Genomic DNA, 26,860 nt, shown 5'->3' on the forward strand with positions numbered 1-26,860 from the left:
GCTAAGTGCCGGCCGGTCGTCGAGTTGACGCCGGGATCCGGCCATCCAGTCAACGGATTGCAAGCGAAAGCCGCCGACAAAGCAGAATCTGGGTCTTCTTTTCGACTAAGCAAGGTGAACGCGCCTTTTGCCTTCAAGCAGCCGAATGCCGATCGATGCTGTAGAGATGCACGGGATAGCCGGGACCGATGGCGTCGCGTACCCGGCCCGTCCAGGCACGAACCGCCGGATAAGCCGCCAGCGCAAAGCCGCAATCTTCGGCACGGTGGCCGTAGGCATAGACAGCAATGTCGGCGATGGTGAGCATGTCGCCGACAAGGAACGGCGTGTCGTTCAGGCTCCGCTCCAGCGCTGCCAGCGTGCGGGCGCCGGCTTCGCGCTTGGCCGGAAGCGTCGCCTGGTTGCGCTCCAGCCTTCCGGCCAGCGTCCAGAAGCGCAGGGAGCCGATGACCGGCTCGACATGGTACTGTTCGAAGAACAGCCATTGCATAACTTTCGCGCTGACATAGCGATCCGCCGGCAGCAAGGGCGTGCCTTCGGCGAGATAAATGAGGATCGCATTCGATTCGGCGATCGCACGGCCATCCTCGAGTTCGAGCACAGGAACGGCGCCGGCCGGGTTGAGCTTCAGGAAGGCGTCGGTGTGGCTCTCGCCCTCGAAAATCGACACCAGGCGGCTTTCATAGGGAATGTTGAGCAGGCCGAGCACGACCCTCGCCTTCCAACCGTTTTGCGACGGCAAATAATCATGAAGCGTGAGCATGGCTGTCCTTTCGCTGCGGTCGACGCCTGATTTGCACGGTGCCACGATCCCAGCCACCCGAATCCTGCAATGTGTACGCGCGGAAACAGATAAACTATACGCATGTAGAGTTTTATTGACTTCGCTGTATGTGCGATTTACCCGATAAACATTTGCGTCGGATAACTGCGCGGGCAAGCAATCAGTTTGCGTGTGAGAGGAATCGCAAGCATGAGCCTTTCGCGCCGAAGCGAGATCGCCGCCGAGGCCGTGGGGCCAACGATTGTCGCCGGCGAAATCCTGGTCGAGATCATGGCGACGGAACTGGGTTTCGGCTTCCTCGAGCCGCAATCGCTTGTCGGGCCATTCCCCAGCGGTGCGCCGGCGATCTTCATCGATCAGGTCGCCCGGCTGGGAGGCGGCGCCGGCATTATCGGCTGCGTCGGCCGCGACGATTTCGGCACGCTCAACCTGGACAGGCTGGAGCTCGACGGCGTCGACGTCTCAGCCGTCGATATCAGCGACCGCTTCCCGACGGGATGCGCCTTCGTGCGCTACCGGCCCGATGGTATCAGGGACTTCGTCTACAACATCGCCGAATCCGCCGCCGGGCAGATCCACCTGACCACTGCTGCGCGCCTGCTGGCGGACAGGGCCGGCCATCTGCATATCATGGGATCGACGCTGTCGGTGGCAGGGCTGAAGGAGATCGTCAGCTACGCAGTGCAGGCGGTTCGTGCCCGCGGCGGCTCGACCTCATTCGACCCGAATGTGCGCAAGGAGCTGATCGACGGCTCCGACGGCGCACTGTTTTCCGCCCTCATCGACGATGCCGACCTGCTGCTGCCGTCCGGCGACGAATTGCTCGCTACGGCGGGCGTCGATGACGAGCATCAGGCGGTGGCGGCGCTGTTTGCCAGGGGCGTCGGCGAGATCGTGCTGAAGCGCGGTGCTGACGGCTCTTCCTGGTTCGGCGCCGACGGCGCCAGGATCGACTGCGCCGGTTTCCAAGTCGAGGAAGTCGACCCGACGGGCGCCGGCGACTGCTTTGGCGCCACCTACCTGACTTGCCGCCGCCAGGGGATGGAGCCCGGCAAGGCGCTGCTTTATGCCAATGCCGCCGGCGCCCGCAACATCACCCGGCGCGGCCCGATGGAAGGCACCGCCGGCTTCGATGCGCTTGACCAATTCATCAAGGGAACAGCGAGACGGACATGAGCGCCAACCCGCTTGCAGGCCTCGCCAGCGCGCGCAAAAACGGCTCGCCCTACGGCATCACCTCGATCTGCTCCGCGCATCCGCTGGTGATCCAGACGGCGATCAGGCGCGCCGTTGCCGACAGGGAGAAAAACCTGCTGATTGAGGCAACCTGCAATCAGGTCAACCAGTTCGGCGGCTATACCGGAATGACCCCGGCGCTGTTCGTCGCCTTCGTGCTGGAGATCGCCTGTCGCGAGGGGCTGGAAGCCTCGCGCATCATCTTCGGCGGCGACCATCTGGGACCGAACCCGTGGCGCGCAGAGCCGGCGGCGCAGGCGATGGACAAGGCCGAGGCCATGGTCGGCGCCTATATCGCGGCCGGCTTCACCAAGATCCATCTCGACGCATCGATGGGCTGCGCCGGCGAGCCGGCGGCGCTTGACGACGAGACCATCGCCACCCGGGCGGCGCGACTGGCAAAGGCGGCCGAAACGGGCGCGCACGCCGCAGGCAGCACCTTGCCGGTCTACATCATCGGCACCGAAGTCCCCGCCCCCGGCGGCGTCGACCATGCGATCAGCGAGTTGAAGCCGACCGAGGCGGCGGCGGCGCGGCGCACGATCGAGGTTCACCGGGAGATCTTTGCCCGCGAAGGCCTGACCGAGGCGTTCAGCCGCGTCATGGCCGTGGTGGTGCAGCCGGGCGTGGAATTCGGCAGCCAGAATGTCGTCGCCTACGCGCCCGAAAAATCCAAGGGCCTGACCGGCTTGCTCGATGAGCAGCCGTCGCTCGTCTACGAGGCGCATTCGACCGACTACCAGACCCGTGCGGCTTTGACCGCGCTGATCGCAAACGGCTTTCCTATCCTCAAGGTCGGCCCCGGCCTGACCTTCGCCTTGCGCGAGGCGCTTTACGGGCTCGACCTGATCGCCTCCGAAATGGCCAGGGACTATGGCGACCGGTCGCTCGCCCGGACCATGGAAAGCGCGATGCTGGCAGCCCCCGGCCATTGGCACAGCCACTATCATGGCAATGAAGCAGAGCTCTATGTGCAGCGGCATTACAGCTACAGCGACCGCATCCGCTATTATTGGAGCAACCCCACCGCTGTCGCGGCCGTCGAGCGCCTGCGCAAGGCGCTGGACGACGTTGCCATTCCCGAAACGCTGATGCGGCAATTCCTGCCGGCGCTGCCGGCCGAACTCGGGCCGGCGGGCAATCCCGAGGCTATCCTTCTCGAAGCTGTCGATCAGGTGCTGGCCGACTATGACGCGGCCTGCCGTGGGACCTGAGTGCATTGCGCCGGGTTGATCTTTGCCTCAGCCCAGTGTCTCTGACGTTTCCATGAAACCAGCCATGTTCTTTCTCCTGTTCGCGGCCTCCCTGCTGGCGTCGCCGGCACGCGCCGACTGGAAGCCGGTCGAAAAGGTCGAGACCTACGCCATCGCAGGGCGGACCGGCCCGGAACTCTATGCCGCGATCGGCGAAGCCGGCCCCTTGCTCGGCAAGGGTCGGGTCATTGCGCACACCAATTTCAAGCTGACCTGGACCAGGGACTACAGGCCGCAAGGCGACGCCTGCGTGCTCAAATCGGCGCGCCCGAAACTGATCATCACCTACACCTTGCCGAAGCCGGCCGAACCGTTGCCGGCTTCCGTCCAGAAGAACTGGACGGTGTTCATCGCCGGGCTCGCCGCCCACGAGAGAGTGCATGGCGCAGCCATCGCCGAGATGGTGCGCAAGATCGAGGCGGTGAGCGTCGGCCTGACCGTTACTGATGACCCCGCCTGCAGCAAGATCAGAACCGAGCTGACGAGGCAACTCGCCCAGATCTCGCTGGCTCAGCGGCAGGCGAGCCGCGACTTCGACCGGGTCGAATTCGGCCCCGGCGGAAACCTGCAGAAGCTGGTGCTGGCTTTTGTGAATGGGGGGTAGTTTGCCGGCGAACCGGTCATTGCGCCGGTGTTCCGAACGACAAGAGCACCGGCCGCATGGCCGCTTTACAGGCAGGCTTGGTAGCGCTACCGTCTGATCGTCACGCGACCTGTTGGGGGAATGGGAGACGGTCGCGAGGCGGGAGAGGAGCGGTTTCCTTCGGGGCGTCGCAAGAAGCATTCGGGAGGAGATCGATGGCGTCTGTCGCGATCGGCGATGTTTACAAATCGTTCGGTACCGTCGAGGTCCTGCATGGCGTCAGTGTGGATATCGACGACGGCGAATTCGTCACGCTGGTCGGCCCGTCGGGTTGCGGAAAATCGACCCTTCTCAGGATGATCGCCGGCCTGGAAAAGATTTCTCGGGGCGAGATCGCGATCGGGGATCGGGTCGTCAACAACGTTGCGCCGAAAGAGCGCGACGTTGCCATGGTGTTCCAGAACTACGCGCTCTACCCGCACATGACGGTCGCCGAGAACATGGCGTTCTCGCTCATGCTCAAAGGTGTTTCGAAGGCCGATTGCGCTACCAGCATTCAGCGCGCCGCCGAAATCCTCGGGCTGGTGCCATTGCTGACGCGATATCCGCGCCAACTTTCCGGCGGCCAGCGCCAGCGCGTCGCCATGGGCCGGGCGATCGTGCGCGATCCACAGGTTTTCCTGTTCGACGAACCGCTCTCCAATCTCGACGCCAAGCTCAGGGTGCAGATGCGCGCCGAGATCAAGGAACTGCACCAGCGGCTCAAGACGACGACAGTCTATGTCACCCACGACCAGATCGAGGCCATGACCATGGCCGACAAGATCGTCGTCATGCATGACGGCATCGTCGAACAGATCGGCCCGCCGCTGGAGCTCTACGACAGGCCCAACAATCTCTTCGTTGCCAGTTTCATCGGCTCGCCCGCCATGAACCTGATCAAGGGCGAGATCGTCACCGACGGGTCTCCGTCCTTTCGCGGCGCCGGGGGAATTTCCGTGCCGCTGGCCGGCGCGCCGGCCGTTGGCAACGGTCATCCGGTGGTGCTGGGAATACGGCCCGAGCATTTGCGGCTATCGTCAGACCAAGGCATTCCAGTCACCGTCGCGGTGGTCGAGCCGACCGGGTCGGAAGTGCAGATCATCGGCCGCACCGCCGGCGGCGACGAGATCGTCGCCAATTTCCGCGAACGCCATGCCTTAACACCGGGCGAATCCATACGGCTCTCTGCCGCGCCTGGCCTGATTCATCTCTTTGACGGCAAGACCGGAACACGATTTGAAACGCGTAACGGATGGTAAGGACCGCATAGCAAGGAAGATAAACCGGAGGAGACGACCATGAAATTCACGAGACGCGATGTAATCCGCACGACCGCAGGTGCCGCGGCGGGAGCTCTGGGAAGCCGGTTCGTCGGCTCGCCGGCTTTTGCCCAGGAGGGCTTGAAATACAAGCCCGAGGAAGGCGCAAAGCTGCGGCTGCTGCGCTGGTCGCCCTTCGTCAAGGGCGATGAGGATCAATGGCTGGCCAACACCAAGCGCTTCACCGAGGCGACAGGTGTCGAGGTTCGTGTCGACAAGGAAAGCTGGGAGGACATTCGCCCCAAGGCAGCGGTCGCCGCCAATGTCGGTTCCGGGCCGGACCTCATGTTCGTCTGGTTCGACGACCCGCATCAATATCCCGACAAGCTGCACGACGTGACCGAGCTCGGCGACTATCTGGGCTCGAAATATGGCGGCTGGCACGACGGACCAAAGCAATATGCGACGCGGGACGGCAAGTTCGTCGGCCTGCCGCTGGCCACGATCGGCAATGCCATCGTCTATCGCGAAAGCTGGGTGAAGGAGGCCGGCTTCTCCGAATTTCCGAAGGACACGGCAGGCTTCCTCGAGCTTTGCAAGGCGTTGCAGGCGAAGGGACATCCGGCCGGCTTCACGCACGGCCACGGCGTCGGCGACGGCAACAATTACGCGCACTGGCTGCTGTGGAGCCATGGCGGCCAGATGGTCGACGAGAGCGGCAAGGTGGCGATCAACAGCCCCGAGACGCTAAAGGCGATCGGATACGCGCAGGAACTCTACAAGACCTTCATTCCCGGGACCGAAAGCTGGCTCGACGTCAATAACAACCGCGCCTTCCTGGCCGGCGAACTCGGCGTCATCGCCAACGGCATTTCCGCCTACAATACGGCCAAGATCAACAAGGACAACGATCCGAAGCTGGCTGAGATCGCCAAGGACATCCGCACCACCAACCTGCCGATCGGTCCCGTCGGGAAATCGGTCGAACTGTTCCAGGTGACCACCGCCGTCATCTTCAACTACACGCCCTACCCCAATGCGGCCAAGGCCTATCTGCAGTTCATGTTCGAGGATCCGCAGATGACCGACTGGATCACCTCCTCGGCGGGCTATTGCTGCCAGACGCTGAAGGCCTTCGACAACAATCCAGTGTGGACGGCCGACCCGAACAATGCCGCCTATGCCAAGGCCTCGGCGACGCTGCGCCCCAACGGCTATGCCGGGCCGCTCGGCTATGCCTCGGCGGCGACCATGGCCGACTATGTCCTGGTCGACATGTTTGCCAAGGCGGTGACCGGCCAGGCGACGCCGCAGGAGGCGATGGAGGAGGCGGAGAAGCGCGCCAACCACTACTACCGCGTTTGATCACGGCACCGCCGGGCAGCGTCTAGTGCGCTGCCCGGCCCGTCGCACAATCCCATGGCGGCCGTTGACGCCGTGACCTGATTCCCCGATGAGGAGCCCTCCATGGCCGTGCCGTCCGTTGCCGCCCAGCCGCGTCCGTCGATGCTTTCGCGGATCTCCGAAAGCCGCAACGCGCTGGGCTTCGGCTTCATGCTGCCGGCGGCGGCGCTGCTGCTGGTCTTCCTGACCTATCCGCTCGGGCTGGGCGTCTGGCTCGGTTTCACCGATGCCCGGATCGGCCGCCCCGGCATCTTCATCGGCGTCGAGAATTATCAGTACCTTTGGAATGACACCGTCTTCTGGCTCTCCGTCTTCAACACGCTGCTCTACACGGTCAGCGCCTCGATCCTGAAGTTCGTGCTCGGCCTCTGGCTGGCGCTCATCCTCAATGAAAACCTGCCGTTCAAATCGTTCTTCCGCGCGATAGTCCTGCTGCCGTGGGTGGTGCCCACCGTACTGTCAGCCATTGCCTTCTGGTGGATCTACGATTCGCAGTTCTCGATCCTGTCCTGGGCGCTGCAGCAAATGGGCCTGATCGACCACCGCATCAATTTCCTCGGCGATCCGGAGAATGCGCGCGCTTCGGTTATCGCCGCCAACGTCTGGCGCGGCATTCCTTTCGTCGCCATCACGCTGCTCGCCGGCCTGCAGACCATTCCGCAGTCGCTCTACGAGGCGGCCACGCTCGACGGCGCCAGTCGCTGGCAGTTGTTTCGTTATGTGACTCTGCCGCTGCTGACGCCGATCATCGCCATCACCATGACCTTCTCGGTGCTGTTCACTTTCACCGATTTCCAGCTGATCTACGTGCTGACCCGGGGCGGACCGGTGAATGCCACGCATCTGATGGCGACATTGTCTTTCCAGCGCGGCATTTCCGGCGGCCAGCTTGGCGAGGGCGCGGCCATCGCGGTGGCCATGATCCCGTTCCTGCTGGCGGCGATCCTGTTCAGCTATTTCGGCCTGCAACGCCGCAAATGGCAACAAGGCGGCGGAGACTGACATGGTCAAGACGGCCGCGACAAGGAAGGCGAAACGTGGGGATATCGACGAAGGCGGCATGGGCTACCTGCAGAGCCTGCCGCGCCGCGTGGTGACGGTCTATCTGCCGCTGCTGGTGTTCGTCTTCGTGCTGTTGTTTCCGTTTTACTGGATGACGATCACGGCGGTTAAGCCCAATCTCGAGATGACCGACTATGCGCAGTTCAATCCGTTCTGGGTGGTGCATCCGACATTGGAGCATATCCGCTATCTCCTGTTCGAGACCTCCTATCCGGGCTGGCTGCTCAACACGATCATCATCTCGACCGCCGCTACTTTCCTGTCGCTGCTGGCGTCGGTGTTCGCCGCCTATGCGATCGAGCGGCTGCGGTTTTCCGGGGCGCGGCAGGTCGGCCTCGGCATCTTCCTCGCCTATCTGGTGCCGCCCTCGATCCTGTTCATTCCGCTGTCGGTAATGGTGTTCAACCTCGGGCTCTACGACACGCCCTTCGCGCTCATCCTTACCTATCCAACCTTCCTGGTGCCGTTCTGCACGTGGCTGTTGATGGGTTACTTCCGCTCCATCCCGTTCGAACTGGAAGAATGCGCGCTGATAGACGGAGCGAGCCGGTGGCAGATCCTCACCAAAATCGTGCTGCCGCTCTCGGTGCCGGGCCTGATCTCCGCCGGCATATTCGCCTTCACCCTGTCATGGAACGAGTTCATCTACGCGCTGACATTCATCCAGTCCTCGGAAAACAAGACCGTGCCGGTGGGTGTGCTGACCGAGTTGGTGCGCTCCGACGTCTACGAATGGGGGGCGCTGATGGCGGGAGCGCTGATCGGCTCGCTTCCGGTGGTGGTGCTCTATTCGTTCTTCGTCGAGCACTATGTCTCGTCGATGACCGGCGCGGTGAAGGAGTGACGCGCCGGCTCACGCAAGGCGACCGGCGCGGTCAGATCGCGCCGATGATGCCGCCGTCGACGCGGATGTTCTGGCCGGTAATGTAGCCCGCACCTTCGGAAGCGAGGAAGGCGATGGTCGCGGCAATTTCCTCCGAGGTGCCGTAGCGCTGCATCGGCACGCTGTCGCGGCGCTCCTCGGTGGCCGGCAGGCTGTCGATCCAGCCGGGCAGCACATTGTTCATGCGCACATTGTCGGCGGCGTAGGTGTTGGCGAAGATCTTGGTGTAGGCGGCAAGACCGGCGCGGAACACGGCGGATGTCGGGAACATCGGGCTCGGCTCGACCACCCAGGCGGTCGAGATGTTGATGATGGCGCCGGCCTTCTGCTTGACCATCTGCGGCGCCACGATGCGCACCGGCCGGATGACGTTCATCAGATAGACGTCGAGACCGGTGTGCCACTGCTCGTCCGAGATCTCGAGGATCGGCGCGCGTGGCCCGTGGCCGCCGCTGTTGACCAGCACGTCGATGCGGCCGTAGCGCTCGAGCGTCAGGTCGGCGAGCCGCTGCAGATCGTCATTCGACTGGTTGGAGCCGGTGACGCCGAGGCCGCCAAGCTCCTTGGCCAGAGCCTCGCCCTTACCGGAGGACGACAGGATCGCGACCTTGAACCCGTCCGCCGCCAGCCGCTTGGCCGCCGCCGCGCCCATACCGCTGCCACCGGCGACGACGACTGCTACTTTTTCTACACTCATCTCGATTTTCCTTCGCACGGGTTGGCGGGACTCTGAAGCCCATGTTTCCGACCTTCGAGCAATGCTATAAACGGTGTTGCCATCTGGTTCGAACCAGAAAGCCTGAAATCAAGCTGTAGAAAAACTCCTGCATGCCTGAAGCCTTCCTGAGCCTGCCACCATTGAATGCGCTGCGTGCCTTCGAAGCCGCCGCGCGTCATCTCAACTTCCGCATCGCCGCCGAAGAGCTGAACGTGACGCAAGGGGCGGTGGCGCAGCATATACGCGGGCTGGAGGCCGATCTCGGCACAAAACTCTTCGACCGGCTGCCGCGCGGCCTGGCGCTGACCGATGAGGGCCGCGCCTATATGCCCAACATCCGCCGCGCCTTCGAGCTGATCTCGGAGGCCACCTTGCTGCTGCGGCCCGAACCGGCGCGGCTGACGATCAGCGTCACGCCGAGCTTTGCCACCAAATGGCTGATCCCCAAACTGCCGGAGTTCGTCGCGCACAACCCGCTGGTCGATTTGCGAATCCTGGCCAGCGAAAGCCTGTCGAGTTTTCAGGCCGATGGCGTCGACATTGCGGTCAGGCAAGGCCGCCTGCCCTCCGGCGCCGGCCTGATGGTGGATCTTTTGTTTCCACAGCAGATCATCGCCATCTGCAGCCCTGCCCTGCTGCCGACCGGCGCGAACGAGATCGCGGCGGCCGATATCCAGCATCACGTCCTGCTGCACGACTCGCACAATCTGTGGCCGGAATTCATGGAGATAGTACTCGGCCTGAGGATGGCCACCGAGGCCAAACGCATGCGCTTCAACCAGACAGGCCTCGCGATCGACGCCGCCATTGCCGGCCAGGGCATCGCGCTGGCCAGCCGGTTTCTCGTATCCGCCGACATTGCCGCCGGCCGGCTGGTGCAGCCGATCAACGCGGAGATGCGGGGGACGCACGATTTCTATGTCGTGATGCCGCGCAAGCAACGGCACCCAGAACCGACGCAAGCCGTGCGGCAATGGCTGCTGGATGAGGGCGATGCGGCGCGGCTGTGATGGATAGCCGATCTCCCCGCAAGGCGGGAGATCCGCAGCTTGGCCGACGCCGCCCCTTCAGCCTCGCCGAGCAATGTCGGCCGCCACTGCCTTCGCCTCGCGTCCAATTTCCCTGAGCAGACCGGTGACCGGATTGTAGAAGCCGACGAGGTAGAGGCCGAGTTGCGAGGCGCGGGCGTTGACGCCACTGCGCTCCGGCTGCAATTCCATGGGCAGAAACTTTTCGTAGCCCGGGCGATAGCCGGTGGCGAGGATGACGGCGTCGAAATTTTCCTGACTGCCGTCGGTGAACGCAGCGCTACGCTCGGTGAAGCCCGCTATGTCGGGCGCGATCTTGATGGCGCCTTTGGTGATGGCGTCGACCGTGCCGACGTCGATGACCGGGATGCGGCCGACTTCGTCGATCTGTTGCAGGATGCCCTGCTTCGGCCTGACGATGCCGTATTTCTCGAGCTTGCCCAGCGCGAAATCGAGGATGATCGGAAACATCCAGTCGTTCAGCGCCTGCGGCATTGGCCGGCTGGCGATGCCGACCATCTGGATCGGCACGCCAAACAGCTGGCGCGGCACGATGTGGACGCCCTTGCGCACCGAAATGGTCGGACGCGCGCCACTTTCCGCCAAGTCGAGCGCGATCTCGGCGCCGGTGTTGCCCATGCCGACGATCAGCACCGAGCGGCCGGCAAAAGGCGCCGCTTGCGTATAGTCGGCGCTGTGCAGCACCTCGCCGTTGAAAGCCTCGATGGCAGGGAGCCGGGGGATGATCGGCTCGGCATTGTTACCGCTGGCGATAACGACATGGCGCGCCTTGAGGTTGTCCGATCCTGTCTCGACCAGAAAACCGCCGTCCCCGAGGCGAATGGCTTTCACCGTCACACCGAAGCGCGGGCGCAGATCGAATTTTTCCGCGTAGTCGTCGAGATAGCGGACCACCATTTCGCGCGGCACGTAGCGCGGATAATTTTTGGGAAAGGGCAGGAACGGCAGCGACGAGAACGACTTGACCGTATGCAGATGCAGCCGCCGATAGTGCCGCCGCCAGGCGGGCGCGATCTCCTGCGATTTTTCGAGCAGGATGAAATCCACTCCTGCCCGCTTCAGGCAGGCACCGACCGCAAGGCCGGCGGGCCCGGCGCCGACAATAACGACAGTGGTGTCCAAGCGATTCTCCTCCCGCTAGCTCCTTAGGCTACGTGTAGAAGCGCAGGCGGGACAAGGCGCGCCTCACCTTCTCCCCTTGTTGGAGAAGGTGGATCGGCGCGCTAGCGCCGAGACGCCTTCGCATCGCGGCGCGCACGCTGCGCATCCTGTCCGGTCTCGGCTCACCCCCGGTGACGAATGTCTATCCCGGCAATCGCCCATGCTGTCGGACGGGCTGCCTGTCGCCGGCCGCACCGCGGTCGAAGAGCTCTACGTGCATGGCGGCATGGGGCCCAATCGGCATGCATGCCGCCCCCCCACCGCGCGCTGGCTGGAAGAGGCCGTGGTTCGGGCGATGGCAATCCGAAGCAGACATGGCTCCGGCCACAGCGATTTGCGGGATGGGAAGGGTGAGGCTGCGCGACGTCGTGTCGATCTAGCCCGCCATCGGCCCGAAGGGAGGGCTGGCCTTGCTCGCTAGCCGATATGCTCGGCGCGCAGCTTCTTCTTTATCTGCTCCATGCCCGCCTCGCCGCCCGCGGCCAGTTCGTCGGCGATCCTTGCCAGCTCGTCATCGGCGTTGCGGTACTTGCTGCCCCAGGCGCCGAGCGTCGCCAGCACCGGCAACAGGTCGATGCCCGCCTCGGTCAGCTTATAGATCGCCTTGAGCTTGTGCGTGGGGTCGTCGCTTCTTGTGACGATGCCCTCATCCTGCAAGGTCTGCAGCCGCTCGGCCAGGGTGCGCGACGAGATGCCTTCGCCTGATAGCAGGAACTCCCGGAAGTGCCTTTTTTCCGCGAAAATCATGTCGCGGATGATCAGCAGCGTCCAGCGGTCACCGAGCAATTCGAGCGACAGGCTGATGGGACAGCCGGATCTTTCCCTGGTCGACATTTAAATGCTTCCATTTTTAAATCACTTTACAATTGACATCATTTTTCACTCATGTCAATGGTTCCGAAAGTAAAGCAATAACCAACGCCGCCTGACCTGGCGCTGTTGACACCAGAGCTCAATCAGGAGAACGACGATGAGAAAACTGATCCTGCAGATGCAGATATCGGTCGACGGTTTTGTCGGCGCGGCCGGCGATGAGCACTGGCAGCTCTGGGAATGGGGCGCCAACTGCCCGTGGGACGACGACTTGAAGCAGGATTTCAACGCGGTGTTCGCCGGCATCGACACCATTCTGCTCAGCCGCAAGATGGCCGAAGAAGGCTATCTAACCCATTGGGGCAATGCGGCAAAAAACTATCCGCGCGATCCCTTCTACGCCTTTGCGCAGCGCATCGTCGAGGCGCGCAAGGTGGTGCTGAGCGACAAGCTCGCGGCATCGCGGTGGGAGCGCACGACGCTTGCCAGCGGCGACCTGCCGCGCGAGGTCAAGGCGCTGAAAGCTGAAGGTGAAGGCGACATGGCGGTGTTCGGCGGCGCCGGCTTTGCCTCGGCGCTGATTGCAGCGGGACTGGTCGATGAGTTCCAGCTGTTCATCAATCCGGCCGCGCTGGGCGACGGCGAGCGGATTTTCGACCGTGGCGGCTTCCGGAAATTGCGCCTGCTCGGCTCTAAAGCCTATGCCTGCGGAATGGTGGTGAACCGCTACGCGCCGCCAATGTGAAGCAGTTCAGCGATTGAATCCGTGGACCGCTTCAACTCTTTGTTTTTACGAGAACTCCGGACGGATCACCGCAACCCACTCCTCGTGAACCTGCGCTAGAAATTGATCTCGACCGAAGCGGCACTTCGCTTTGCCGGCCCGTGAAACACCGCCTCGATGTTGTTGCCGTCGGGGTCGAGCAGGAAGGCGGCGTAATAGCCGGGGTGGTAGGGCCGCTCACCCGGCGCGCCATTGTCGGCCCCGCCGGCATCGAGGCCGGCCCTGTAGAAGGCATCGACCATGGCGTTATCGCTGGCCTGGAAGGCCAGATGATGGCGCCCGGTCAGTTGTCCCCTCGCCGCCCGGCTGTCGAGGCTTGAGATGAACAGCTCGTCGGCCCAGAAATAGTCCTCGGCCTCGCCGCCGATCGGAATGCCGAGCATCTTGAAGACGGCTTCATAGAAGCGCCGGCTCGCCGCGAGGTCCCTGACCACCAGCTGGACGTGGTCGATGAGGCGGCCGCGATGCAGTTCCATGAGCGATATCTCCCGTCGCGAGACCACAAAGCTAGTGCCGCGGAGCGGCTCGTCAATTCGGCAGTCTATCTTGTCGGCGCGCTTGGCAGCCTTACACCCCTGCTTTTGTCATATCCGGATGGACTTCCACGCAGACCGGATAAAAAATGCAACCGGATTGTCGGATTCGAAATCCCGCCAACGTCCTTCGGACGCAAGCGGCGCAACGGAGCTGGAGCGAGTGGCGCTGCATCGGAACCGATCTCGGGAGAAGAGCATGAACAGTTCCTACCGTTGGGTGATCGTCGCGTGCGGCGCGCTGATGACCTGTGTGGCGCTCGGCGCGATGTTTTCGCTGGCGATCTTTCTCGAGCCGATGGCGCTCGAAACCAACTGGTCGCGAACCGGCATTTCCAGCGCCATGACGCTGAATTTCTTGGTGATGGGGGCCGGCGGTTTTGCCTGGGGCGCCATCTATGACCGTGTCGGCGCCCGCCCGGTGGTTTTTGCCGGCGCGGTGCTGCTCGGCCTGTCGCTGGTGGTGGCGAGCCGAGCCCAATCGCTGCTGGTCTTCCAGCTGAGCTATGGCGTCATCGTCGGGATGGCGGCCAGCGCCTTCTTCGCGCCGATGATCGCGCTGACCACCGCCTGGTTCGAGACCCATCGCAGCCTGGCCGTGTCGCTGGTCTCGGCCGGCATGGGCGTGGCGCCGATGACCATTTCGCCCTTCGCGCGCTGGCTGATCACGGCCTATGACTGGCGTACCGCCATGTTCGACATCGGGATCATGGCTTGGGTGCTGTTGCTGCCGGCCGTCTTCCTGGTGCGCCAGCCGTCGGCGGCGGTCGCGGCAGCGGATGGCAGCGCGCCCGCACCTGCCGCGGCCCCCGGCATGTCAGTCGGCCAGGCGTTGCGCTCGCCGCAATTCCTGGTGCTGGGCATGACCTTCTTCGCCTGTTGCGCGGCGCATTCGGGGCCGATCTTCCACATGGTGAGCTATGCCATGTCGTGCGGCGTGGCGCCGATGGCAGCCGTGTCGATCTACAGCGTCGAGGGCCTTGCCGGCCTTGGCGGGCGCGTGCTCTACGGCGTGCTCGGCGACAGGCTGGGCGCCAAGCCGGTGCTGATCGTGGGCCTCGCCATCCAGGCGGTGGTGATCGCCGCCTATCTCGCCGTCGGCAATCTCGAGCAGTTCTATCTCCTGGCGATCATCTTCGGCGCCACCTATGGCGGCGTCATGCCGCTCTATGCGGTTCTGGCGCGCGACTATTTCGGGCCGCGCATCATCGGCACGATACTTGGCGCCGCGACCCTGTTGTCCAGCCTCGGCATGTCGTTCGGCCCGCTCGCCGGCGGCATGATCTTCGACGCCTATGCCAGCTATTCCTGGCTGTTCATCGGCTCGGCGCTGATCGGCCTCGGTGCTGCCGGCATCGCCATCGCCTTCCCGCCGCAGCCCGGCCGAGAGAGGCTGCAGGCGGCATGAGCGAAATTTCCCCTCGAGGGGAAATACTCATCACCCTGTCCCCGTTCCCGAGCGCAGCTCTTCCCTGCCCTCGTCGTCGCGGCTGAGCCTGGCGTCCGAGTTCAGCACCACCGGGCATTGGCAGCGCTGCAGCACGCCGGTGGTCGTCTCGCCGAAGAAGAGTTCCTCGCCAGGGCGCCGCGCCACGCCCATGACGATCAGCGCCGCCCCCCTGCCGGCCTGGCGGGCAATGGCATCGGCGGCGGCAGCCCGGCTGCGGATGGCCGTCTCGATCTCGACGCCATAGCGGTCGGCTAGTGCGACGGTATCCTTCAGCACCGCCTCCCTGCGGCGATGCGAGACAGTGTCGCGCGGTTCGTCGCGGCCGACGCGCGCGACATAAAGTATCTTGACCCGCGCACCCGTGACCGCTGCAATCGCCAGTGCCATTTCGGCACCCCGGCGGGCGATCGCGGTGCCGTTGACCGGAACCAGAATCTTCCCGCCTTCAGGTCCTAGCCTTGGCATCTGGCGGCCGGCGCCGGTCGCCTTCAGCACCAGGCATAGCGGGCCCTCGAAGGCGCCGGCGATCTCGTTGATGCGGCGGGCAAACCCACCTTTCGACGTGACCGCGCGGCCGAGCCCGATCAGCAGCAGCCCATAGCCTTTGCGCGCCTCCTTGGCAACCGTTTCGGCCGAAAGCTCGGCCTCGTGGCGCCGCGTGACAGGCGCCGCGCGGGCCAGCTCCTCGTCCGAACTCCTGGCGGCCTCGCGGCTGTCCTCGGCACCCTTTTCGATCGGCTCGAGCTTCGCATCCGTGCCGGGCTCGGCCTCCTCCCCCTCGCCTCGGGCATGCAGCACCGTCGTCGGCCTGCCGGCGCCCACGACTCCGGCGAGGTAAGCAGCAAAGCGGCCGACAACGCCCTCATCGGTCACCACCAGCAGTCGTTCCAGATTGGCGATGAAGCCGCGTTGGTCGATCTCCTCGCGCTCCAGACGCTTCTTCTCGTTCTCGCCCATCGGCAAGCGGCCGAGTGCCCAACGCAAGGTCGGCGGCATGGCGAGCGTGGTGATGACGGCCATGGTCACGATCATGGTGAAAAGATTGTGCGACAGAACGCCGATCGACAGGCCAATCGAGGCGACGATGACTTCGGTCGAGCCGCGCGCGTTCATGCCGCAACCGACGGCGATGCCTTCCTTGCGGCTCATGCCGGCAAGCTCGGCGCCGATGAAGGCGCCGGCGAATTTGCCGAAGCTGGCGATCAGCACCAAAGCGGCCGTGAGTAGCGCAAGCTCGTGGTCGACAAGCACGGTGAGATCCGCCGAAAGACCGGCGACGCCGAAGAAAACCGGCATGAACAGCGCCATGATGACGCCGCGCAATTGCCCTTCGATATGACGCGACAGGATCGGCGATTCCCCAACCAGTATGCCGGCGACGAAGGCGCCGAGCACGGTGTGGACGCCGATCAGATCGGTGATCAGCGCCATTGCGCCCATGATGGCGAGAATGACGGTGACGACGGCGTATTCGCTGCGGAACGTATCGTTGGTCCAGCGGATGGCGTCGAAGACGATGCGGCGGCCAATCGTGAAGGAAAACCCCATGAAGGCGGCGACGCCGACAATGGTGAAGGCAAGGCTGCCGAGCTCGATGCGCCCCTTGGTGGCGATGCCGATGGTGATGGCGATGATCACCCAGCCGATCGTGTCCTCGATGATGGCCGACGAGACGATGATCTGACCGAGATCGCGGCGCATGAAGTTCATCTCCCGCACCACCATGGCGACGATCTTGACCGAGGAGATCGACAGCGCCGTGCCGAGGAAGAGACCGGCGACAATGCGCTCGGTTCCGTCGGCCAGCAGCGAGGCCGGCATGAACTGTGCGGCGGTGAAGCCGAGCGCGAAAGGCACGGCGACGCCCGCGGCGGAGATGGAAAAGCACGCACGGCCGACCCTGCGCACCAGCCGCAGATCCGTCTCCATCCCGGTGAGCAACAGAAGCATCAACACGCCGAGCTGGGCGATGGCGCTGATCATGCTCTTTTGGGTGGCGTCGCCTGAAAAGATCACGCGTTCTGCTTCCGGCAATAGCCAGCCGAGCAGCGATGGCCCGAGCAGGATGCCGCCGATGAGCTGACCCATCACCGCCGGCTGGCCGAGACGCTCCAGCAATTCGCCGATGCCGCGGCCGACGAGAAGCAGAAGGAGGATTTCGAGAACGAAAATGCCCTCGCTGGACATGCCGGTCTTTTCGGCTGCCAACGATGCGGCCGGCATGAATGCGAAAGCTGCCGCGGCAAGCGCGACCGGCCGGCGCCGGTTGACCACGAAGGACATGCACCCCCTCATCGTGCCCGGTATAACGTTTGCGGGCGAGATCGGTTGCACGCCACGCTCCCTTGGCGCGCCGCAGGTTCCTTCATTACCTGAATCGCATAACGGGCCTATCTGACTGCGGATAAACCGCCGAGACCCGGGCCGGCGACGGAACATTTTCAACCGATTGCGCGTTGCGCGGATGGGGATGACCGGCGTCGTTTCGGCCGGCCATGGCGTTGGGAGGCGCGTGGCAAGGGATGTCCCAGGTCAAGACCATGAAAACCGACGAAGCGGCTGCAGCGCCGCGGGCCTCTGATGCGTTCGCGCTGAAGCTCACCTCATCGGAATTCGTGGCCACCATGTCGCATTTCCACCGCGCCGAAATCGCCCGCATGGCCGGCTGGCGCGACCGGCTGGACCGTACCAGCAACTGGGCGATTACTGTCGTCGCCGCCATGCTCTCAGTCTCACTGTCGACGCCCAGCGCCCATCACGGGGTGCTGCTCTTTGCCATGCTGCTGACCACGCTGCTGCTATGGATCGAGGCGCGGCGCTATCGTTTCTTCGACGTCTACCGGGCCAGGGTGCGCCAGTTCGAGCGCTATTATTTCGCGCAGATCTTCTCGCCGCAGCCCGACTACGCCTCCAACTGGCTGGCCATCGTCGGCGAAGGCCTGCGTTCGCCGCGCTTCCTGATCTCGCAACGCGCGGCGCTGGTGCACCGGCTGCGCCGCAACTACATTTTCATGTACACGATCCTGATGCTGGCGTGGGTGCTGAAGATCACGACGCCCAGTCTGCAGCGCGAAGGGTCGCCGATAGGCTTGGGCGCGTCATTTCTCGACGCCGCGCGCGTGGCGCAGCTCGGCCCGGTTCCAGGCATCTATGTCGCGTGCATGGTCGGGCTGTTCTATGTCGGCCTGCTCGCAGCCGCTTTCCTCATCTCAAGCGACGAGGGCGAGCTTTCGCATGGCACCGTGCATGTCTGAGAGCGGCCTCGAAAAGCGCAATCTGCCGCGGTGATCTTCAGCAGACATTGTCGACCATCAGAGCGGTCGCTTCCGACCGGCTTGCGGCTTCCTCAACTGGAAGCCGTGCGCGATGGCGCTTGTAGGCGGTGAGCGCGATGACCAGCACGCAGCATACGGCGTTCAGCCAGTTGATCGCCGCCAGAGCGGGATCGTTCAGATTGATGTGGGCGTAGAGTCCCGTCGTGGCGTTGGCGCCTGTCCACAACAGCCAGGTCGCGTAGGAAATCGCCGACGCCCCGTGCCTGTCCCGGGCCACCCGCACGATCTGCGGCAGGTAGGACACCACGCGCAAGCCATTGAAAATAGTGAAGAGATAAAAAGACAGATCAGCAAGTGTCATCCGAAACCCCTGTCATGGCCGGACGTCCCATAGCGTTCCTTGCAGTGGCGGCATGTGAGCCCGTTCACATGCCGGCTTCGATTTTCCTGTTGCGGCCCGGCATCCGGATTCTTTCGCCATGGGGGCGTTCGCCGTGAGCCAGCCCGACGAGGTCGACATGAACCAGATCTTGTTTCGGCCGACGGCGCGGGAGTACTAAACAGATCTCGTGCTTGGGCAAAGTTCGGGTTGACCGCTGCCAAGAGCGCGGCGACTATCCCTGCAACGTGCAGGAGGACATGAGAATGGACGAACCCGATCGCTGGCGGCACATGGCGAGCGCGCCCAAGGACGGCAGCCGCATCCTGGTCACGGTCAGGCCATCGGAACAGGGGCCGGCCGAGGTCGACCTCGCTTACTGGTCGCGCGACCAGTTCGGCACGGAGGGCTGGCGCTCTTCCGATTCGTCGCCAGGACGGGTGATCGAATACCCCGAACCGGAGTTGAAATGCTGGATGCCGCTGCCGACGGCCAATCTGAGCCGGGCTTCAATGCCAAGTCCGTGGCAAGGCGAAGACGTCCCGCTGCTCGACGGCTCCGGGATATGATCTCGGCGGGACGTTTCGCACCATAAGGCGAACGCCGCCGGCCGCGGCCTTATACGCTGCCGGCCGATCTGGGCCGGCGCACCGATCGCACCATGCCGCCGGGGCCGCTGCCGCAGAAGAAGCGGTCGCCGCCGTCGGATTCGAGCCCGGAAACGCCCACCCCTGCCGGCATGTCGAGCCGTTCCAGCACCTTTCCGCTTTGCGGATCGACGCGCCGGACATCGCTCTGGTCGCCTTCCCAGGTGCCGTGCCAGAGCTCGCCATCGACCCAGGTCACTCCGGTGACGAAGCGGTTTGAGTCGATGGTCCGCAGGATTTTCCCGGTCTCGGGATCGATCTGGTGGATCTTGCGCTCCCGGTTCTGCCCCACCCAGAGCGTGCCCTCGGCCCAGGTCATGCCGGAATCGCGGCCGTCGCCGGGCGCCGGGATGGTGGAGAGCACCTTGCCGGTATCCGGGTCGATCTTCTGGATGCGGTCCCCGGCGAGCTGAAACAGATGCCGGCCGTCATAGGCGGTGCCGGCATGGGCGGCGACATCGATCGAGCGCAGCGTCTCACCGCTTGCCGGATCGAAGGCGGTCAGCCGCTCGCCCGTCGCAAACCAGACATTCTGTCCGTCGAAGCTCACGCCGTGCACGGTGTCGACATCAGGAAAGGGCCCGTATTCGCGCAGGATTTCCGCTGCTGAATGTTTCATGTCCTGGTCCTCGATCATGGTCACCTTTCCTAGCCGTTCGGCAGCGGCGACGGGAGTAACAAGGTGGTCGTGAAACCAGCGACCGGTGGCGTCATCCAGCGCCGCGCCCGGCCGTGGCCGAAGGACTGCACTTTGCCGGTCTCGGCCAACTGCTCGAGCGCCCGCTGTACGCTGCGCTGTCCGGCGCCCAGCGCCAGCGCCAACGCCGAGCTGGCCCAGGATTCACCATCGGCCAGGAAGGCCAGCACCGCGGCGTGCCGCTCCTCGATCGGCCGCGCCAACACCGCCACGGAGCCTGCTTCGCGCGGCTTTAGCGCAAAGCCCTGGCTGGTCGCGCCGATGCCCGCCAGCGGCCGCAATTCGGCGCGCAGCCGGCCGATCTCGACCCGCAGCCTGGCGCGATGCGATTCATCGGCATGCCGGCCGCCAAAGGCGCGGGCAATCAGCGTCGCCCTCGGCACATCCGCCGGCCAGGCTTCGGCAAGCGCGCGCGCCAGCGCAAACAGCACCGGCCGCGTTGCCAGCGAGATCGTTGCTTCCTGCTTGTGCACGATATAGCGGAACGTATCGACGACCAGCGCGCGCGACGCCTGCAGCGCCTCGACCTCTTCGAGCAACAGCGGATGCTCCTCGCCGCCCGCGATCAGCCGCGCCGCCGGCGTCTCCAGCGCCAGGAAGGCGCTGTCGACCTCCGCCATGAGACCCGGAATGCCGGCCCGGCGGGCGGCATGGCGCGCCCACTCAAGGGCTGCGCGCGCGGCCTTCGTCTTCAGGCGCCGCATGGCGATGCCGGCAACCGCGAGTTCATGCGCGGCGCGTGAGGCCGGCGGAAGCGGCGACGGATCGAGCCCAGCCAGCACGTCTTCAGCTTCGTCGAGGCGGCCGATCAGCAGCAGGCGGCGCACTTTGAGATGCCCGGCATGCGCCGCGTTCAGCCGGTCGCCATGCTTTTCCAATGTCGACCGCGCCGCGTCGAGCGCCTTGGACGGCCAGCCGAGATCACGCGAAACAAGCGCGATCTCGGCTTCGGCGACAACGCACCTGGCGCGCGCCACCGCCTCCTTTGGACCGAAGGCACGGCCGGCCCTACGCAACAGTACTTTGGCGCGATGGAAATCGCCGAGCTGCGCCATGGCAATGCCGCGCAACGCCAGCGCCGGGGCATCCTCGCGCAAGGCGACGCGGTCGAGTGCCGCCAGCGGGTTGCCCGCCGCCAGCGCCAGCCCTGCCGCGGTGATCAGCGAGTCCATGCAAATCCCGTCACATTTGTAACTCCCACCGCTCCCCTTACCGGCCCTAACTTAAGTCACCACCGCCAAGCAGCAAGCCGCGGACGGCGACCTAGCCATCTGGACTGGTTGAAGACGCCCAGGCCTGCGTTGACGGCAATATTCGCATTCGCTAGCCTGAGCATCTCAGACAGTCTCGTTAAGCTTCTCAATAAGGAAAAACCGACCATGCCTGCTTCCGAGGACCTCGAGCCCACCGTGCGGCCTCGCCACCCCTGCTGCGGTGGCCCGCCTGCAAATGCCGTCACATTTGTAACTCCGCCCTCGCCGCCTCGCGGCCCTAGCCTGCCTCACGATCAACAGGCAACGACAAGCCACAACGGCTCAACAACTGGCAAAGGAAACAAGCAATGACCCAGCACGTGGCAATGAAGACCCCACCGGTCGTTTCAAGGCAGGAATGGGAAGCCGAGCGCGAAAAGATGCTGGTGAAGGAAAAGGCAACGATGCGCGCCAGGGACGCGCTGTCGGCCGAGCGCCGGCGCATGCCATGGATGGAAGTAGACAAGGCCTATGTGTTTGAGGGTCCCAACGGCAAAGCGAGCCTGCTCGATTTGTTCGAGGGCCGGCGGCAGTTGATCGTCTACCGCGCCTTCTACGAACCCGGCGTCCACGGCTGGCCCGAACATGCCTGCCGCGGCTGTTCGCTCGGCGCCGACCAGGTCGGCCATCTCGCCCATCTGAACGCCCGCAACACCACGCTTGCCTATGCCTCGCGCGCGCCGCAGGCCGACATTGCCAGCTTGAAGCAGCGGATGGGTTGGGAGATGCCCTGGTACACAATCACCGACAGTTTCGACAAGGATTTCGGCGTCGACGAATGGCACGGCCACAACGTGTTCATCCAGGACGGCAAGAAAGTGTATCGCACCTACTTCATCAACAACCGCGGCGACGAGCAGATGGGCACGGTCTGGAGCTACCTCGACGCAACGCCGCTCGGCCGCCAGGAAATCTGGGAGGATTCGCCCGAAGGCTATCCGCAGACCGAGCTCTACAGCTGGTGGAACTGGCACGACAATTACGACGCCGCACCCGACAAGACGTGGGAGGAAGTGTCGGCGGCCGGCGAAGCCGCGTTCCGCAACAAGGACGGCAAGTAAGGACCTGGAGCGGCGCCCATCCAGCTTGGTTTCCTGTCCCTCACGGGACAGGAAACTCGGCCATTGATCATCAAGGGATTACGACCATGAGCGATATCGGCACAGGCACCGGCAGTGAGGTCCCTCAACGCTCCGATGCAGTTTCTCTCCGCACCGCCGACTGGCTGTGCCTCGCCGCGGCCCCTGTTTTCGCCGTGATGGCGCTGCTTACCTGCATTCACGCTGGCGACGGCGTCATGTCGTGCCTGGGGGCCGATGCCTCCCCGTTCACCGGCATGCCGCTGATGTATCTCTTGATGAGCGCCGTCCATCTGGCGCCTTGGCTGCGCGTGATTTCCGGCCGGCCGGTCCGGCGATAGGCTGGACCGCCGCCGCCATGCTAACGCTCTTTACGTCGGAGAGAGACTATGAAGCTGGTCAGGCTGAGAGCGCCGGGCGGGTTGGACAAGCTCGACCTGGTCGAGGAGGATCAGCCCCGGCCTGGGCGGGGAGAAATGCTGGTCAGGATTCGCGCCTGCGCGCTGAACATGCGCGACGATTTCGCCGTACAAGGCAAGGTGCCGCTCGCCGAAGGCCGCGTGCCGCTGTCGGATGGCGCCGGCGAGGTGATCGCGATCGGTGACGGCGTCGACACGTTCAAGCCGGGCGACAGCGTCGTCAGTGTTTTCTACCCCTGGTGGCTGGCCGGCGACATGAGATCCGATACAAGCCGCGACATTCCCGGAGACAGTTTCGACGGCTTCGCCAGCGAGTATGTGTGCATGCCGGCGCAGGCCTTCACCAAGGCGCCGGCGGGCTATACGCATCTCGAGGCGGCAACGCTGACCTGCACGGGCGTCACCGCCTGGCGCGGCCTGGTGACATGCGGCAAGGTAAAGCCCGGCGACACGGTGCTGATCCTTGGCACCGGCAGCGTGTCATTGTTTGCGCTGCAATTTGCCAAGGCCGCCGGCGCAAGGGTCATCGCCACGTCGTCCGATGAAGAGAAGCTGGAGAAGCTCAGACGACTCGGGGCCGACAGCGTCATCAACTACAAGGCGGTGCCGGAGTGGGGCGGCAGGGCCAAGGAACTGACGGACGGACGCGGCGTCGATCATGTGATCGAGGTCGGCGGACCGGCGACGCTGGCGCAGTCGATAACGGCCTGCCGGACGGGCGGGCATATCGCACTCATCGGCGTCCTGACCGGCTTTGCAGCAGAAGTTTCGATCCCGGCGCTGTTTTCGAACCAGATCCGCATCAGCGGAATTTCCATCGGCAGCAAAGCCGACCAGCAGGACATGATCCGTGCCATAGAGGTCAACCGCCTGAAGCCAGTCATCGACAGCAGCTTTCCACTGCAGGATATCGCCGCCGCCTTCAGGCATTACGAAGCGCAAAGGCATTTCGGCAAGATCTGCCTCGAGCTTTAGACCCTGCGATCGGCATTCCTACCCAGCGGCCGGCGCCAGCGTCCCGCTTGCCATCAGGCCCCAGAGTTGATCGGCCGTCAGCTGTCTGGCCGAGCCGTCGTAGGCCACTCGGCCGAGGCTGAGCACCACGATCCTGTCGGCCAGCGCCCGCACTGTGGACAGGTCGTGCGTGACCAGGATGACGCCGGTGCCGCTGAGGGCGATCGAACGGATCAGCTTGACGACCTGCGCGGTCTGCTTGACGCCGAGCGCGGCGGTAGGCTCGTCGAGGCAGATCAGCTTGACGTGATCGGCAAGCGCGCGGGCAATGGCGATGGACTGCCGCTGGCCGCCCGACAGCGAGCGCACCAGAACGTTTTCGTCGCGAAGCGTGACGCCCAGCGCGGCAAGCCGGGCACGACACTGCTCGGCGGCCTTTCGGTCGTCGCGAACCGGGAAGACACCGAGCCAACGCCGCGTTTCCTCACGCCCGAGGATCATGTTGTGGGCGACGCTGAGGTTTGGGCAGAGCGCCAAATCCTGGTAGACCGTCTCCAGGCCGGCGCCGCGTGCATCCTGCGGGCTCCTGAAGGAAATCGGCTGGCTCTCAAGGGTCATCGCGCCGGCATCGGGCTGGATGGCGCCCGAAATAATCTTTACCAGCGTCGACTTGCCGGCGCCATTGTCGCCGAGCAGACAGACGATCTCGCCTTTGCCGACCGTGAAGCTCGCCTCTTCCACGGCCGTCAGCGCGCCGTAGGATTTGCGGGCGCCGGCAATCGAGAATGCCGGACCTTGCGGGGCTTCTGCATTGCCCGCCGTCACGGCAGGGCCGGCCGAGGCGACGGCACCATTGTCCGCCACCGTGAAGTTGGTCGCGGCCGCCCGAGCGCGCCGGCCGCGAAAACCGATCGCAGCCTGGTCGGCCACCAACGCCAGCAACAGCATGCTTCCCACCGAAATGGATTGCCACCATGATTGCAGGCCGACGAAGATCAGTCCTGCATTGAGGATGCCGATGGTGGCAACGCCGATGGCGATGCCGAGCGGCCGTCCGGAGCCGCCGGAAAACGCAACGCCGCCGAGGATCGCGGCGGTGAGCACGTCGAGCTCGAAGCGAACGCCGATGGTCGGCGTGATGCTGCCGAGACGACCGGCGATCAGAACCGAGACCAGGCCGATCAGCAAGCCATTGGCGGCGTAGAGGCCAACCACCGTGCGCCCCACCGGAATGCCGCAGAGTTCGGCCGCGCGTGGGTCCCCGCCTATGGCATAGAGCCTCAAGCCGGTGACCGTGGTGGTCAGGACAAAGGCTCCGGTCACAAAGACAGATGCGGCGATGATTACGGTGTACTGGATGCCGAAGATCTTGCCCCGCCCCAATTCGAGCAGAGCCTCGGGAAAACCATAGACCGCGGTGCTGGAGACGACGAAGGCAAGGCCGCCATAGAGCGCCAGCATCGCCAGCGTGACGATCAGCGGCGAGATGCTCAGCCTGCGCACCAGCAGGCCGTTGAGCAGACCGAGCAAAAGGCCGAGACCCAGGCCGACGCAGATCGCCAGCAGCGCACTCTGCGTCGCCACCGCAACCTTGGCGGTGATGATGCCGATCAAGGCGACCATGCTGCCGATGGAGAGGTCGACATAGCCGGCGATCAGCAGCGCGGAGGTGCCGAGCACGGCGATCAAGATCGAGGTCGAGTTGACGCCGATGACGACGAAATTGTCGAGGCTGAAGAACGATTTGTTCAACAGCGAGAAGGCGACGATCAAGCCCAGCGCGACCAGCGCCAGCCCGATGCGGCCAGACGCTTCGCCCGGTGCCTTGACGCCCGGCAGCAAGGATGAAAACCGGCCCGTTTGCAGCGGTGTCGTCCCCGTTCGAAGGCTGTCTGTGCTCATGCTTGCCTCTGACTGAAGCGGGCGGTTTCAGGTCAGGCTGACCCGCCCGTATCGCGCGGGAAAAACAGGCGCTACTTTGCCTCGGATGACCAGGGGAAATTCACATACTGGTCGCGCGTATCGTAGCAGATGTTGCCGTACATCCTGAGATAGATGTCGCGGCGCTTCGGGTCCTTGTAGACCGCGGCCGGATCGGCCACGTCGGCCTCGTATTGGGCCATGTAGTCGCTGGTCAGCGCCACGGGGAGGATATCCATCGCCTGCGGGATGCTCTTGCCCTCCAGCCAGTCGGCGGCGTGCTGGCCCATGGCATAAGCGAAGACCGGCGACGCCAGGCTGATGCTTGCCTTGTAGGGACTGCCGCCTTTCTTGATCGCGGCGACCGCCTCCGGCTCGCCGTCGATGCCGCCAAGGAACTGGTCCGGCCGCGCCTTGCCCGCCGCTTCCAGCGCAGCCAGCGCGCCGAGCACGACGGTGTCGGCGCCGAGCACGACATCGACGTCGGGATGGGCCTGGAGAATAGTGCTCATCGTGGCAAAGCCGCCTTCCTTGTTGACGGGATTGGGCGAGATGTCGGCGACGATGGTGACGCCTGGCATAGCCTTGAAGATGTCGCGCATGGCGGCAAAGCGCGGCGCCAGGAATTCCATGCTGTCATGCGACAGGATGACGACATTGGCCTTGCCGCCGAGCTTGTCCTTTATGTAGGCCGCGGCCGCTTCGGCCAGCACCTTGCCGGTCTCGTATTGCGGCGCGTTGAGCAGCGACGTCGCCGGCGGCGGCACGATGGTGCCGACATAGGCGCCCGACCAGATAAGCTCCTGCAGGCTGCGGCTCATCGAGGCCGGGTCCACGGGGGCTGCGACCAGACCGCCGATCTTGGAGGCGAGAAACAATTGCACCTGCTCGACCCCCTTGGCGGCGTCATTGTTGGCAAGCGCGCGGCGATATTCCAGGCTGCGATCCTTGGCGGCGGCGGCCAGGCCGCGGTCGACGCCCTGCATGAATTCACGCTCGTTGTCCTGCGCGAAGGCCAGCACCTTGCTCAGGCCGGGCGGTGGGCTGCAGGCCGGCGCCTTCGGGTCGAACGGCGCAAATACCGCCGGCTTGGTGAGCCCGGCCGGGCCGTCCTGCGCGCTTGCCAGGACGGTACCGCCCGCGAGCACAGCGGCAACGCCGAGCAGCGTCGCCAGCATCATGTTCCTGTCAGATCGCATTTTACTTCCTCCCTGTCGTTGATT

At 64.4% G+C, this 26,860-nt stretch carries 26 protein-coding genes; 15 read left to right on the plus strand and 11 right to left on the minus strand.

All coding sequences use genetic code 11. From position 1 onward, the window contains the following. Positions 1 to 133: 133 nt before the first annotated feature. Positions 134 to 763 (minus strand): glutathione S-transferase family protein, encoded by a 630-nt coding sequence (locus tag NLY43_RS05750; RefSeq protein WP_023703088.1) that lies wholly within the window; start codon positions 761 to 763, stop codon positions 134 to 136. Positions 764 to 973: 210 nt separating this feature from the next. Between NLY43_RS05750 and NLY43_RS05755 the strand changes: the two genes are divergently transcribed. The 7 genes from NLY43_RS05755 to NLY43_RS05785 all read left to right on the plus strand — a co-directional run bounded on the left by NLY43_RS05755 (position 974) and on the right by NLY43_RS05785 (position 8,467). Next, a complete protein-coding gene (locus tag NLY43_RS05755; protein ID WP_023712530.1) occupies positions 974 to 1,960 on the plus strand; it encodes a tagatose kinase in 987 nt (328 codons plus the stop codon). Continuing rightward, positions 1,957 to 3,234, plus strand: a complete 1,278-nt coding sequence (locus tag NLY43_RS05760) for a D-tagatose-bisphosphate aldolase, class II, non-catalytic subunit (protein ID WP_023712529.1) — start codon at positions 1,957 to 1,959, stop codon at positions 3,232 to 3,234. Before NLY43_RS05755 ends, NLY43_RS05760 begins: the two co-directional genes overlap by 4 nt. 52 nt (positions 3,235 to 3,286) lie before the next feature. Beyond that, the gene (locus NLY43_RS05765; RefSeq protein ID WP_023673473.1) at positions 3,287 to 3,877 is read left to right on the plus strand and encodes a DUF922 domain-containing Zn-dependent protease; all 591 of its coding nucleotides are present in this window, start codon (positions 3,287 to 3,289) and stop codon (positions 3,875 to 3,877) included. A gap of 194 nt (positions 3,878 to 4,071) precedes the next feature. After that, positions 4,072 to 5,157, plus strand: a complete 1,086-nt coding sequence (locus tag NLY43_RS05770) for an ABC transporter ATP-binding protein (RefSeq protein WP_023673472.1) — start codon at positions 4,072 to 4,074, stop codon at positions 5,155 to 5,157. A 39-nt stretch (positions 5,158 to 5,196) separates the two neighbouring features. Next, positions 5,197 to 6,522 (plus strand): ABC transporter substrate-binding protein, encoded by a 1,326-nt coding sequence (locus NLY43_RS05775; protein ID WP_023712527.1) that lies wholly within the window; start codon positions 5,197 to 5,199, stop codon positions 6,520 to 6,522. A 141-nt stretch (positions 6,523 to 6,663) separates the two neighbouring features. Beyond that, complete coding sequence (locus NLY43_RS05780; protein ID WP_460221873.1) at positions 6,664 to 7,563, plus strand: carbohydrate ABC transporter permease; 900 nt, start codon at positions 6,664 to 6,666, stop codon at positions 7,561 to 7,563. Between the two features lies 1 nt (position 7,564). Next, positions 7,565 to 8,467, plus strand: a complete 903-nt coding sequence (locus tag NLY43_RS05785; protein WP_023673469.1) for a carbohydrate ABC transporter permease — start codon at positions 7,565 to 7,567, stop codon at positions 8,465 to 8,467. Positions 8,468 to 8,498: 31 nt separating this feature from the next. On the opposite strand, the gene NLY43_RS05790 is transcribed toward NLY43_RS05785, so the two are convergent. Continuing rightward, a complete protein-coding gene (locus NLY43_RS05790) occupies positions 8,499 to 9,203 on the minus strand; it encodes an SDR family oxidoreductase (protein WP_023712526.1) in 705 nt (234 codons plus the stop codon). A 131-nt stretch (positions 9,204 to 9,334) separates the two neighbouring features. Here NLY43_RS05790 and gcvA point away from each other — a divergent pair, with 131 nt between their 5' ends. Next, positions 9,335 to 10,234 carry a transcriptional regulator GcvA gene (gene gcvA, locus NLY43_RS05795; protein WP_023712525.1) on the plus strand — a complete coding sequence of 300 codons (900 nt, stop codon included), beginning with the start codon at positions 9,335 to 9,337 and terminating at the stop codon, positions 10,232 to 10,234. Between the two features lie 57 nt (positions 10,235 to 10,291). Here gcvA and NLY43_RS05800 read toward each other — a convergent pair whose 3' ends face one another. Then, positions 10,292 to 11,395: a flavin-containing monooxygenase gene (locus tag NLY43_RS05800; protein ID WP_023712524.1), complete on the minus strand. Its 1,104-nt coding sequence runs from the start codon at positions 11,393 to 11,395 to the stop codon at positions 10,292 to 10,294. A gap of 456 nt (positions 11,396 to 11,851) precedes the next feature. Further along, on the minus strand, positions 11,852 to 12,268 hold the full coding sequence (locus NLY43_RS05805) for a winged helix-turn-helix transcriptional regulator (protein ID WP_023712523.1): 417 nt from the start codon (positions 12,266 to 12,268) through the stop codon (positions 11,852 to 11,854). Positions 12,269 to 12,404: 136 nt separating this feature from the next. Between NLY43_RS05805 and NLY43_RS05810 the strand changes: the two genes are divergently transcribed. Further along, positions 12,405 to 12,992, plus strand: coding sequence for a dihydrofolate reductase family protein (locus NLY43_RS05810; RefSeq protein WP_023699142.1), 588 nt, complete (start codon positions 12,405 to 12,407; stop codon positions 12,990 to 12,992). 95 nt (positions 12,993 to 13,087) lie between these two features. Here the strand turns inward: NLY43_RS05810 and NLY43_RS05815 are convergent, their stop codons facing one another. Next, positions 13,088 to 13,516 (minus strand): VOC family protein, encoded by a 429-nt coding sequence (locus NLY43_RS05815; protein ID WP_156935571.1) that lies wholly within the window; start codon positions 13,514 to 13,516, stop codon positions 13,088 to 13,090. Between the two features lie 247 nt (positions 13,517 to 13,763). Between NLY43_RS05815 and NLY43_RS05820 the strand changes: the two genes are divergently transcribed. After that, positions 13,764 to 14,972, plus strand: coding sequence for an MFS transporter (locus NLY43_RS05820; protein ID WP_023712522.1), 1,209 nt, complete (start codon positions 13,764 to 13,766; stop codon positions 14,970 to 14,972). 30 nt (positions 14,973 to 15,002) lie between these two features. On the opposite strand, the gene NLY43_RS05825 is transcribed toward NLY43_RS05820, so the two are convergent. Beyond that, a complete protein-coding gene (locus tag NLY43_RS05825) occupies positions 15,003 to 17,297 on the minus strand; it encodes a cation:proton antiporter domain-containing protein (protein ID WP_023712521.1) in 2,295 nt (764 codons plus the stop codon). Positions 17,298 to 17,554: 257 nt separating this feature from the next. Here NLY43_RS05825 and NLY43_RS05830 point away from each other — a divergent pair, with 257 nt between their 5' ends. Continuing rightward, the gene (locus NLY43_RS05830; RefSeq protein ID WP_031199632.1) at positions 17,555 to 18,268 is read left to right on the plus strand and encodes a DUF2270 domain-containing protein; all 714 of its coding nucleotides are present in this window, start codon (positions 17,555 to 17,557) and stop codon (positions 18,266 to 18,268) included. A 37-nt stretch (positions 18,269 to 18,305) separates the two neighbouring features. Here NLY43_RS05830 and NLY43_RS05835 read toward each other — a convergent pair whose 3' ends face one another. Further along, entirely contained in the window at positions 18,306 to 18,650 is a 345-nt protein-coding gene (locus NLY43_RS05835) for a PQ-loop domain-containing transporter (protein WP_023673886.1), read from the minus strand. A 284-nt stretch (positions 18,651 to 18,934) separates the two neighbouring features. Here NLY43_RS05835 and NLY43_RS05845 point away from each other — a divergent pair, with 284 nt between their 5' ends. Beyond that, the gene (locus tag NLY43_RS05845) at positions 18,935 to 19,237 is read left to right on the plus strand and encodes a hypothetical protein (RefSeq protein ID WP_023712519.1); all 303 of its coding nucleotides are present in this window, start codon (positions 18,935 to 18,937) and stop codon (positions 19,235 to 19,237) included. 49 nt (positions 19,238 to 19,286) lie between these two features. Here NLY43_RS05845 and NLY43_RS05850 read toward each other — a convergent pair whose 3' ends face one another. Both NLY43_RS05850 and NLY43_RS05855 read right to left on the minus strand, forming a co-directional pair. After that, entirely contained in the window at positions 19,287 to 19,934 is a 648-nt protein-coding gene (locus NLY43_RS05850; protein ID WP_031199631.1) for a Vgb family protein, read from the minus strand. 29 nt (positions 19,935 to 19,963) lie between these two features. Beyond that, a complete protein-coding gene (locus NLY43_RS05855) occupies positions 19,964 to 21,184 on the minus strand; it encodes a hypothetical protein (protein ID WP_023712517.1) in 1,221 nt (406 codons plus the stop codon). 389 nt (positions 21,185 to 21,573) lie between these two features. On the opposite strand from NLY43_RS05855, the gene NLY43_RS05860 reads away from it, so the two are divergent. The 3 genes from NLY43_RS05860 to NLY43_RS05870 all read left to right on the plus strand — a co-directional run bounded on the left by NLY43_RS05860 (position 21,574) and on the right by NLY43_RS05870 (position 23,738). Then, the gene (locus NLY43_RS05860) at positions 21,574 to 22,326 is read left to right on the plus strand and encodes a DUF899 domain-containing protein (RefSeq protein WP_023712516.1); all 753 of its coding nucleotides are present in this window, start codon (positions 21,574 to 21,576) and stop codon (positions 22,324 to 22,326) included. 86 nt (positions 22,327 to 22,412) lie between these two features. Beyond that, entirely contained in the window at positions 22,413 to 22,685 is a 273-nt protein-coding gene (locus tag NLY43_RS05865) for a hypothetical protein (protein ID WP_023712515.1), read from the plus strand. Positions 22,686 to 22,733: 48 nt separating this feature from the next. Continuing rightward, positions 22,734 to 23,738 (plus strand): zinc-dependent alcohol dehydrogenase family protein, encoded by a 1,005-nt coding sequence (locus NLY43_RS05870; RefSeq protein WP_023712514.1) that lies wholly within the window; start codon positions 22,734 to 22,736, stop codon positions 23,736 to 23,738. Positions 23,739 to 23,756: 18 nt separating this feature from the next. On the opposite strand, the gene NLY43_RS05875 is transcribed toward NLY43_RS05870, so the two are convergent. Beyond that, a complete protein-coding gene (locus NLY43_RS05875) occupies positions 23,757 to 25,619 on the minus strand; it encodes an ATP-binding cassette domain-containing protein (protein WP_084561193.1) in 1,863 nt (620 codons plus the stop codon). A 71-nt stretch (positions 25,620 to 25,690) separates the two neighbouring features. Next, positions 25,691 to 26,836 carry a sugar ABC transporter substrate-binding protein gene (locus NLY43_RS05880; RefSeq protein WP_032996900.1) on the minus strand — a complete coding sequence of 382 codons (1,146 nt, stop codon included), beginning with the start codon at positions 26,834 to 26,836 and terminating at the stop codon, positions 25,691 to 25,693. Between the last annotated feature and the right edge of the window lie 24 nt (positions 26,837 to 26,860).

It is taken from the genome of Mesorhizobium sp. C416B, from assembly GCF_030323165.1.
Taxonomy (GTDB): Bacteria; Pseudomonadota; Alphaproteobacteria; order Rhizobiales; family Rhizobiaceae; genus Mesorhizobium.

What these genes read in the sequence shown, in the direction of transcription:
- NLY43_RS05750 (WP_023703088.1), bottom strand. Translation starts at nt 763, where the DNA reads ATGCTCACGCTTCATGATTATTTGCCGTCGCAAAACGGTTGGAAGGCG.
- NLY43_RS05755 (WP_023712530.1), top strand. Translation starts at nt 974, where the DNA reads ATGAGCCTTTCGCGCCGAAGCGAGATCGCCGCCGAGGCCGTGGGGCCA.
- NLY43_RS05760 (WP_023712529.1), top strand. Translation starts at nt 1,957, where the DNA reads ATGAGCGCCAACCCGCTTGCAGGCCTCGCCAGCGCGCGCAAAAACGGC.
- NLY43_RS05765 (WP_023673473.1), top strand. Translation starts at nt 3,287, where the DNA reads ATGAAACCAGCCATGTTCTTTCTCCTGTTCGCGGCCTCCCTGCTGGCG.
- NLY43_RS05770 (WP_023673472.1), top strand. Translation starts at nt 4,072, where the DNA reads ATGGCGTCTGTCGCGATCGGCGATGTTTACAAATCGTTCGGTACCGTC.
- NLY43_RS05775 (WP_023712527.1), top strand. Translation starts at nt 5,197, where the DNA reads ATGAAATTCACGAGACGCGATGTAATCCGCACGACCGCAGGTGCCGCG.
- NLY43_RS05780 (WP_460221873.1), top strand. Translation starts at nt 6,664, where the DNA reads ATGCTTTCGCGGATCTCCGAAAGCCGCAACGCGCTGGGCTTCGGCTTC.
- NLY43_RS05785 (WP_023673469.1), top strand. Translation starts at nt 7,565, where the DNA reads ATGGTCAAGACGGCCGCGACAAGGAAGGCGAAACGTGGGGATATCGAC.
- NLY43_RS05790 (WP_023712526.1), bottom strand. Translation starts at nt 9,203, where the DNA reads ATGAGTGTAGAAAAAGTAGCAGTCGTCGTCGCCGGTGGCAGCGGTATG.
- gcvA (WP_023712525.1), top strand. Translation starts at nt 9,335, where the DNA reads ATGCCTGAAGCCTTCCTGAGCCTGCCACCATTGAATGCGCTGCGTGCC.
- NLY43_RS05805 (WP_023712523.1), bottom strand. Translation starts at nt 12,268, where the DNA reads ATGTCGACCAGGGAAAGATCCGGCTGTCCCATCAGCCTGTCGCTCGAA.
- NLY43_RS05810 (WP_023699142.1), top strand. Translation starts at nt 12,405, where the DNA reads ATGAGAAAACTGATCCTGCAGATGCAGATATCGGTCGACGGTTTTGTC.
- NLY43_RS05820 (WP_023712522.1), top strand. Translation starts at nt 13,764, where the DNA reads ATGAACAGTTCCTACCGTTGGGTGATCGTCGCGTGCGGCGCGCTGATG.
- NLY43_RS05825 (WP_023712521.1), bottom strand. Translation starts at nt 17,297, where the DNA reads ATGTCCTTCGTGGTCAACCGGCGCCGGCCGGTCGCGCTTGCCGCGGCA.
- NLY43_RS05830 (WP_031199632.1), top strand. Translation starts at nt 17,555, where the DNA reads ATGAAAACCGACGAAGCGGCTGCAGCGCCGCGGGCCTCTGATGCGTTC.
- NLY43_RS05835 (WP_023673886.1), bottom strand. Translation starts at nt 18,650, where the DNA reads ATGACACTTGCTGATCTGTCTTTTTATCTCTTCACTATTTTCAATGGC.
- NLY43_RS05845 (WP_023712519.1), top strand. Translation starts at nt 18,935, where the DNA reads ATGGACGAACCCGATCGCTGGCGGCACATGGCGAGCGCGCCCAAGGAC.
- NLY43_RS05850 (WP_031199631.1), bottom strand. Translation starts at nt 19,934, where the DNA reads ATGAAACATTCAGCAGCGGAAATCCTGCGCGAATACGGGCCCTTTCCT.
- NLY43_RS05855 (WP_023712517.1), bottom strand. Translation starts at nt 21,184, where the DNA reads ATGGACTCGCTGATCACCGCGGCAGGGCTGGCGCTGGCGGCGGGCAAC.
- NLY43_RS05860 (WP_023712516.1), top strand. Translation starts at nt 21,574, where the DNA reads ATGACCCAGCACGTGGCAATGAAGACCCCACCGGTCGTTTCAAGGCAG.
- NLY43_RS05865 (WP_023712515.1), top strand. Translation starts at nt 22,413, where the DNA reads ATGAGCGATATCGGCACAGGCACCGGCAGTGAGGTCCCTCAACGCTCC.
- NLY43_RS05870 (WP_023712514.1), top strand. Translation starts at nt 22,734, where the DNA reads ATGAAGCTGGTCAGGCTGAGAGCGCCGGGCGGGTTGGACAAGCTCGAC.
- NLY43_RS05875 (WP_084561193.1), bottom strand. Translation starts at nt 25,619, where the DNA reads ATGAGCACAGACAGCCTTCGAACGGGGACGACACCGCTGCAAACGGGC.
- NLY43_RS05880 (WP_032996900.1), bottom strand. Translation starts at nt 26,836, where the DNA reads ATGCGATCTGACAGGAACATGATGCTGGCGACGCTGCTCGGCGTTGCC.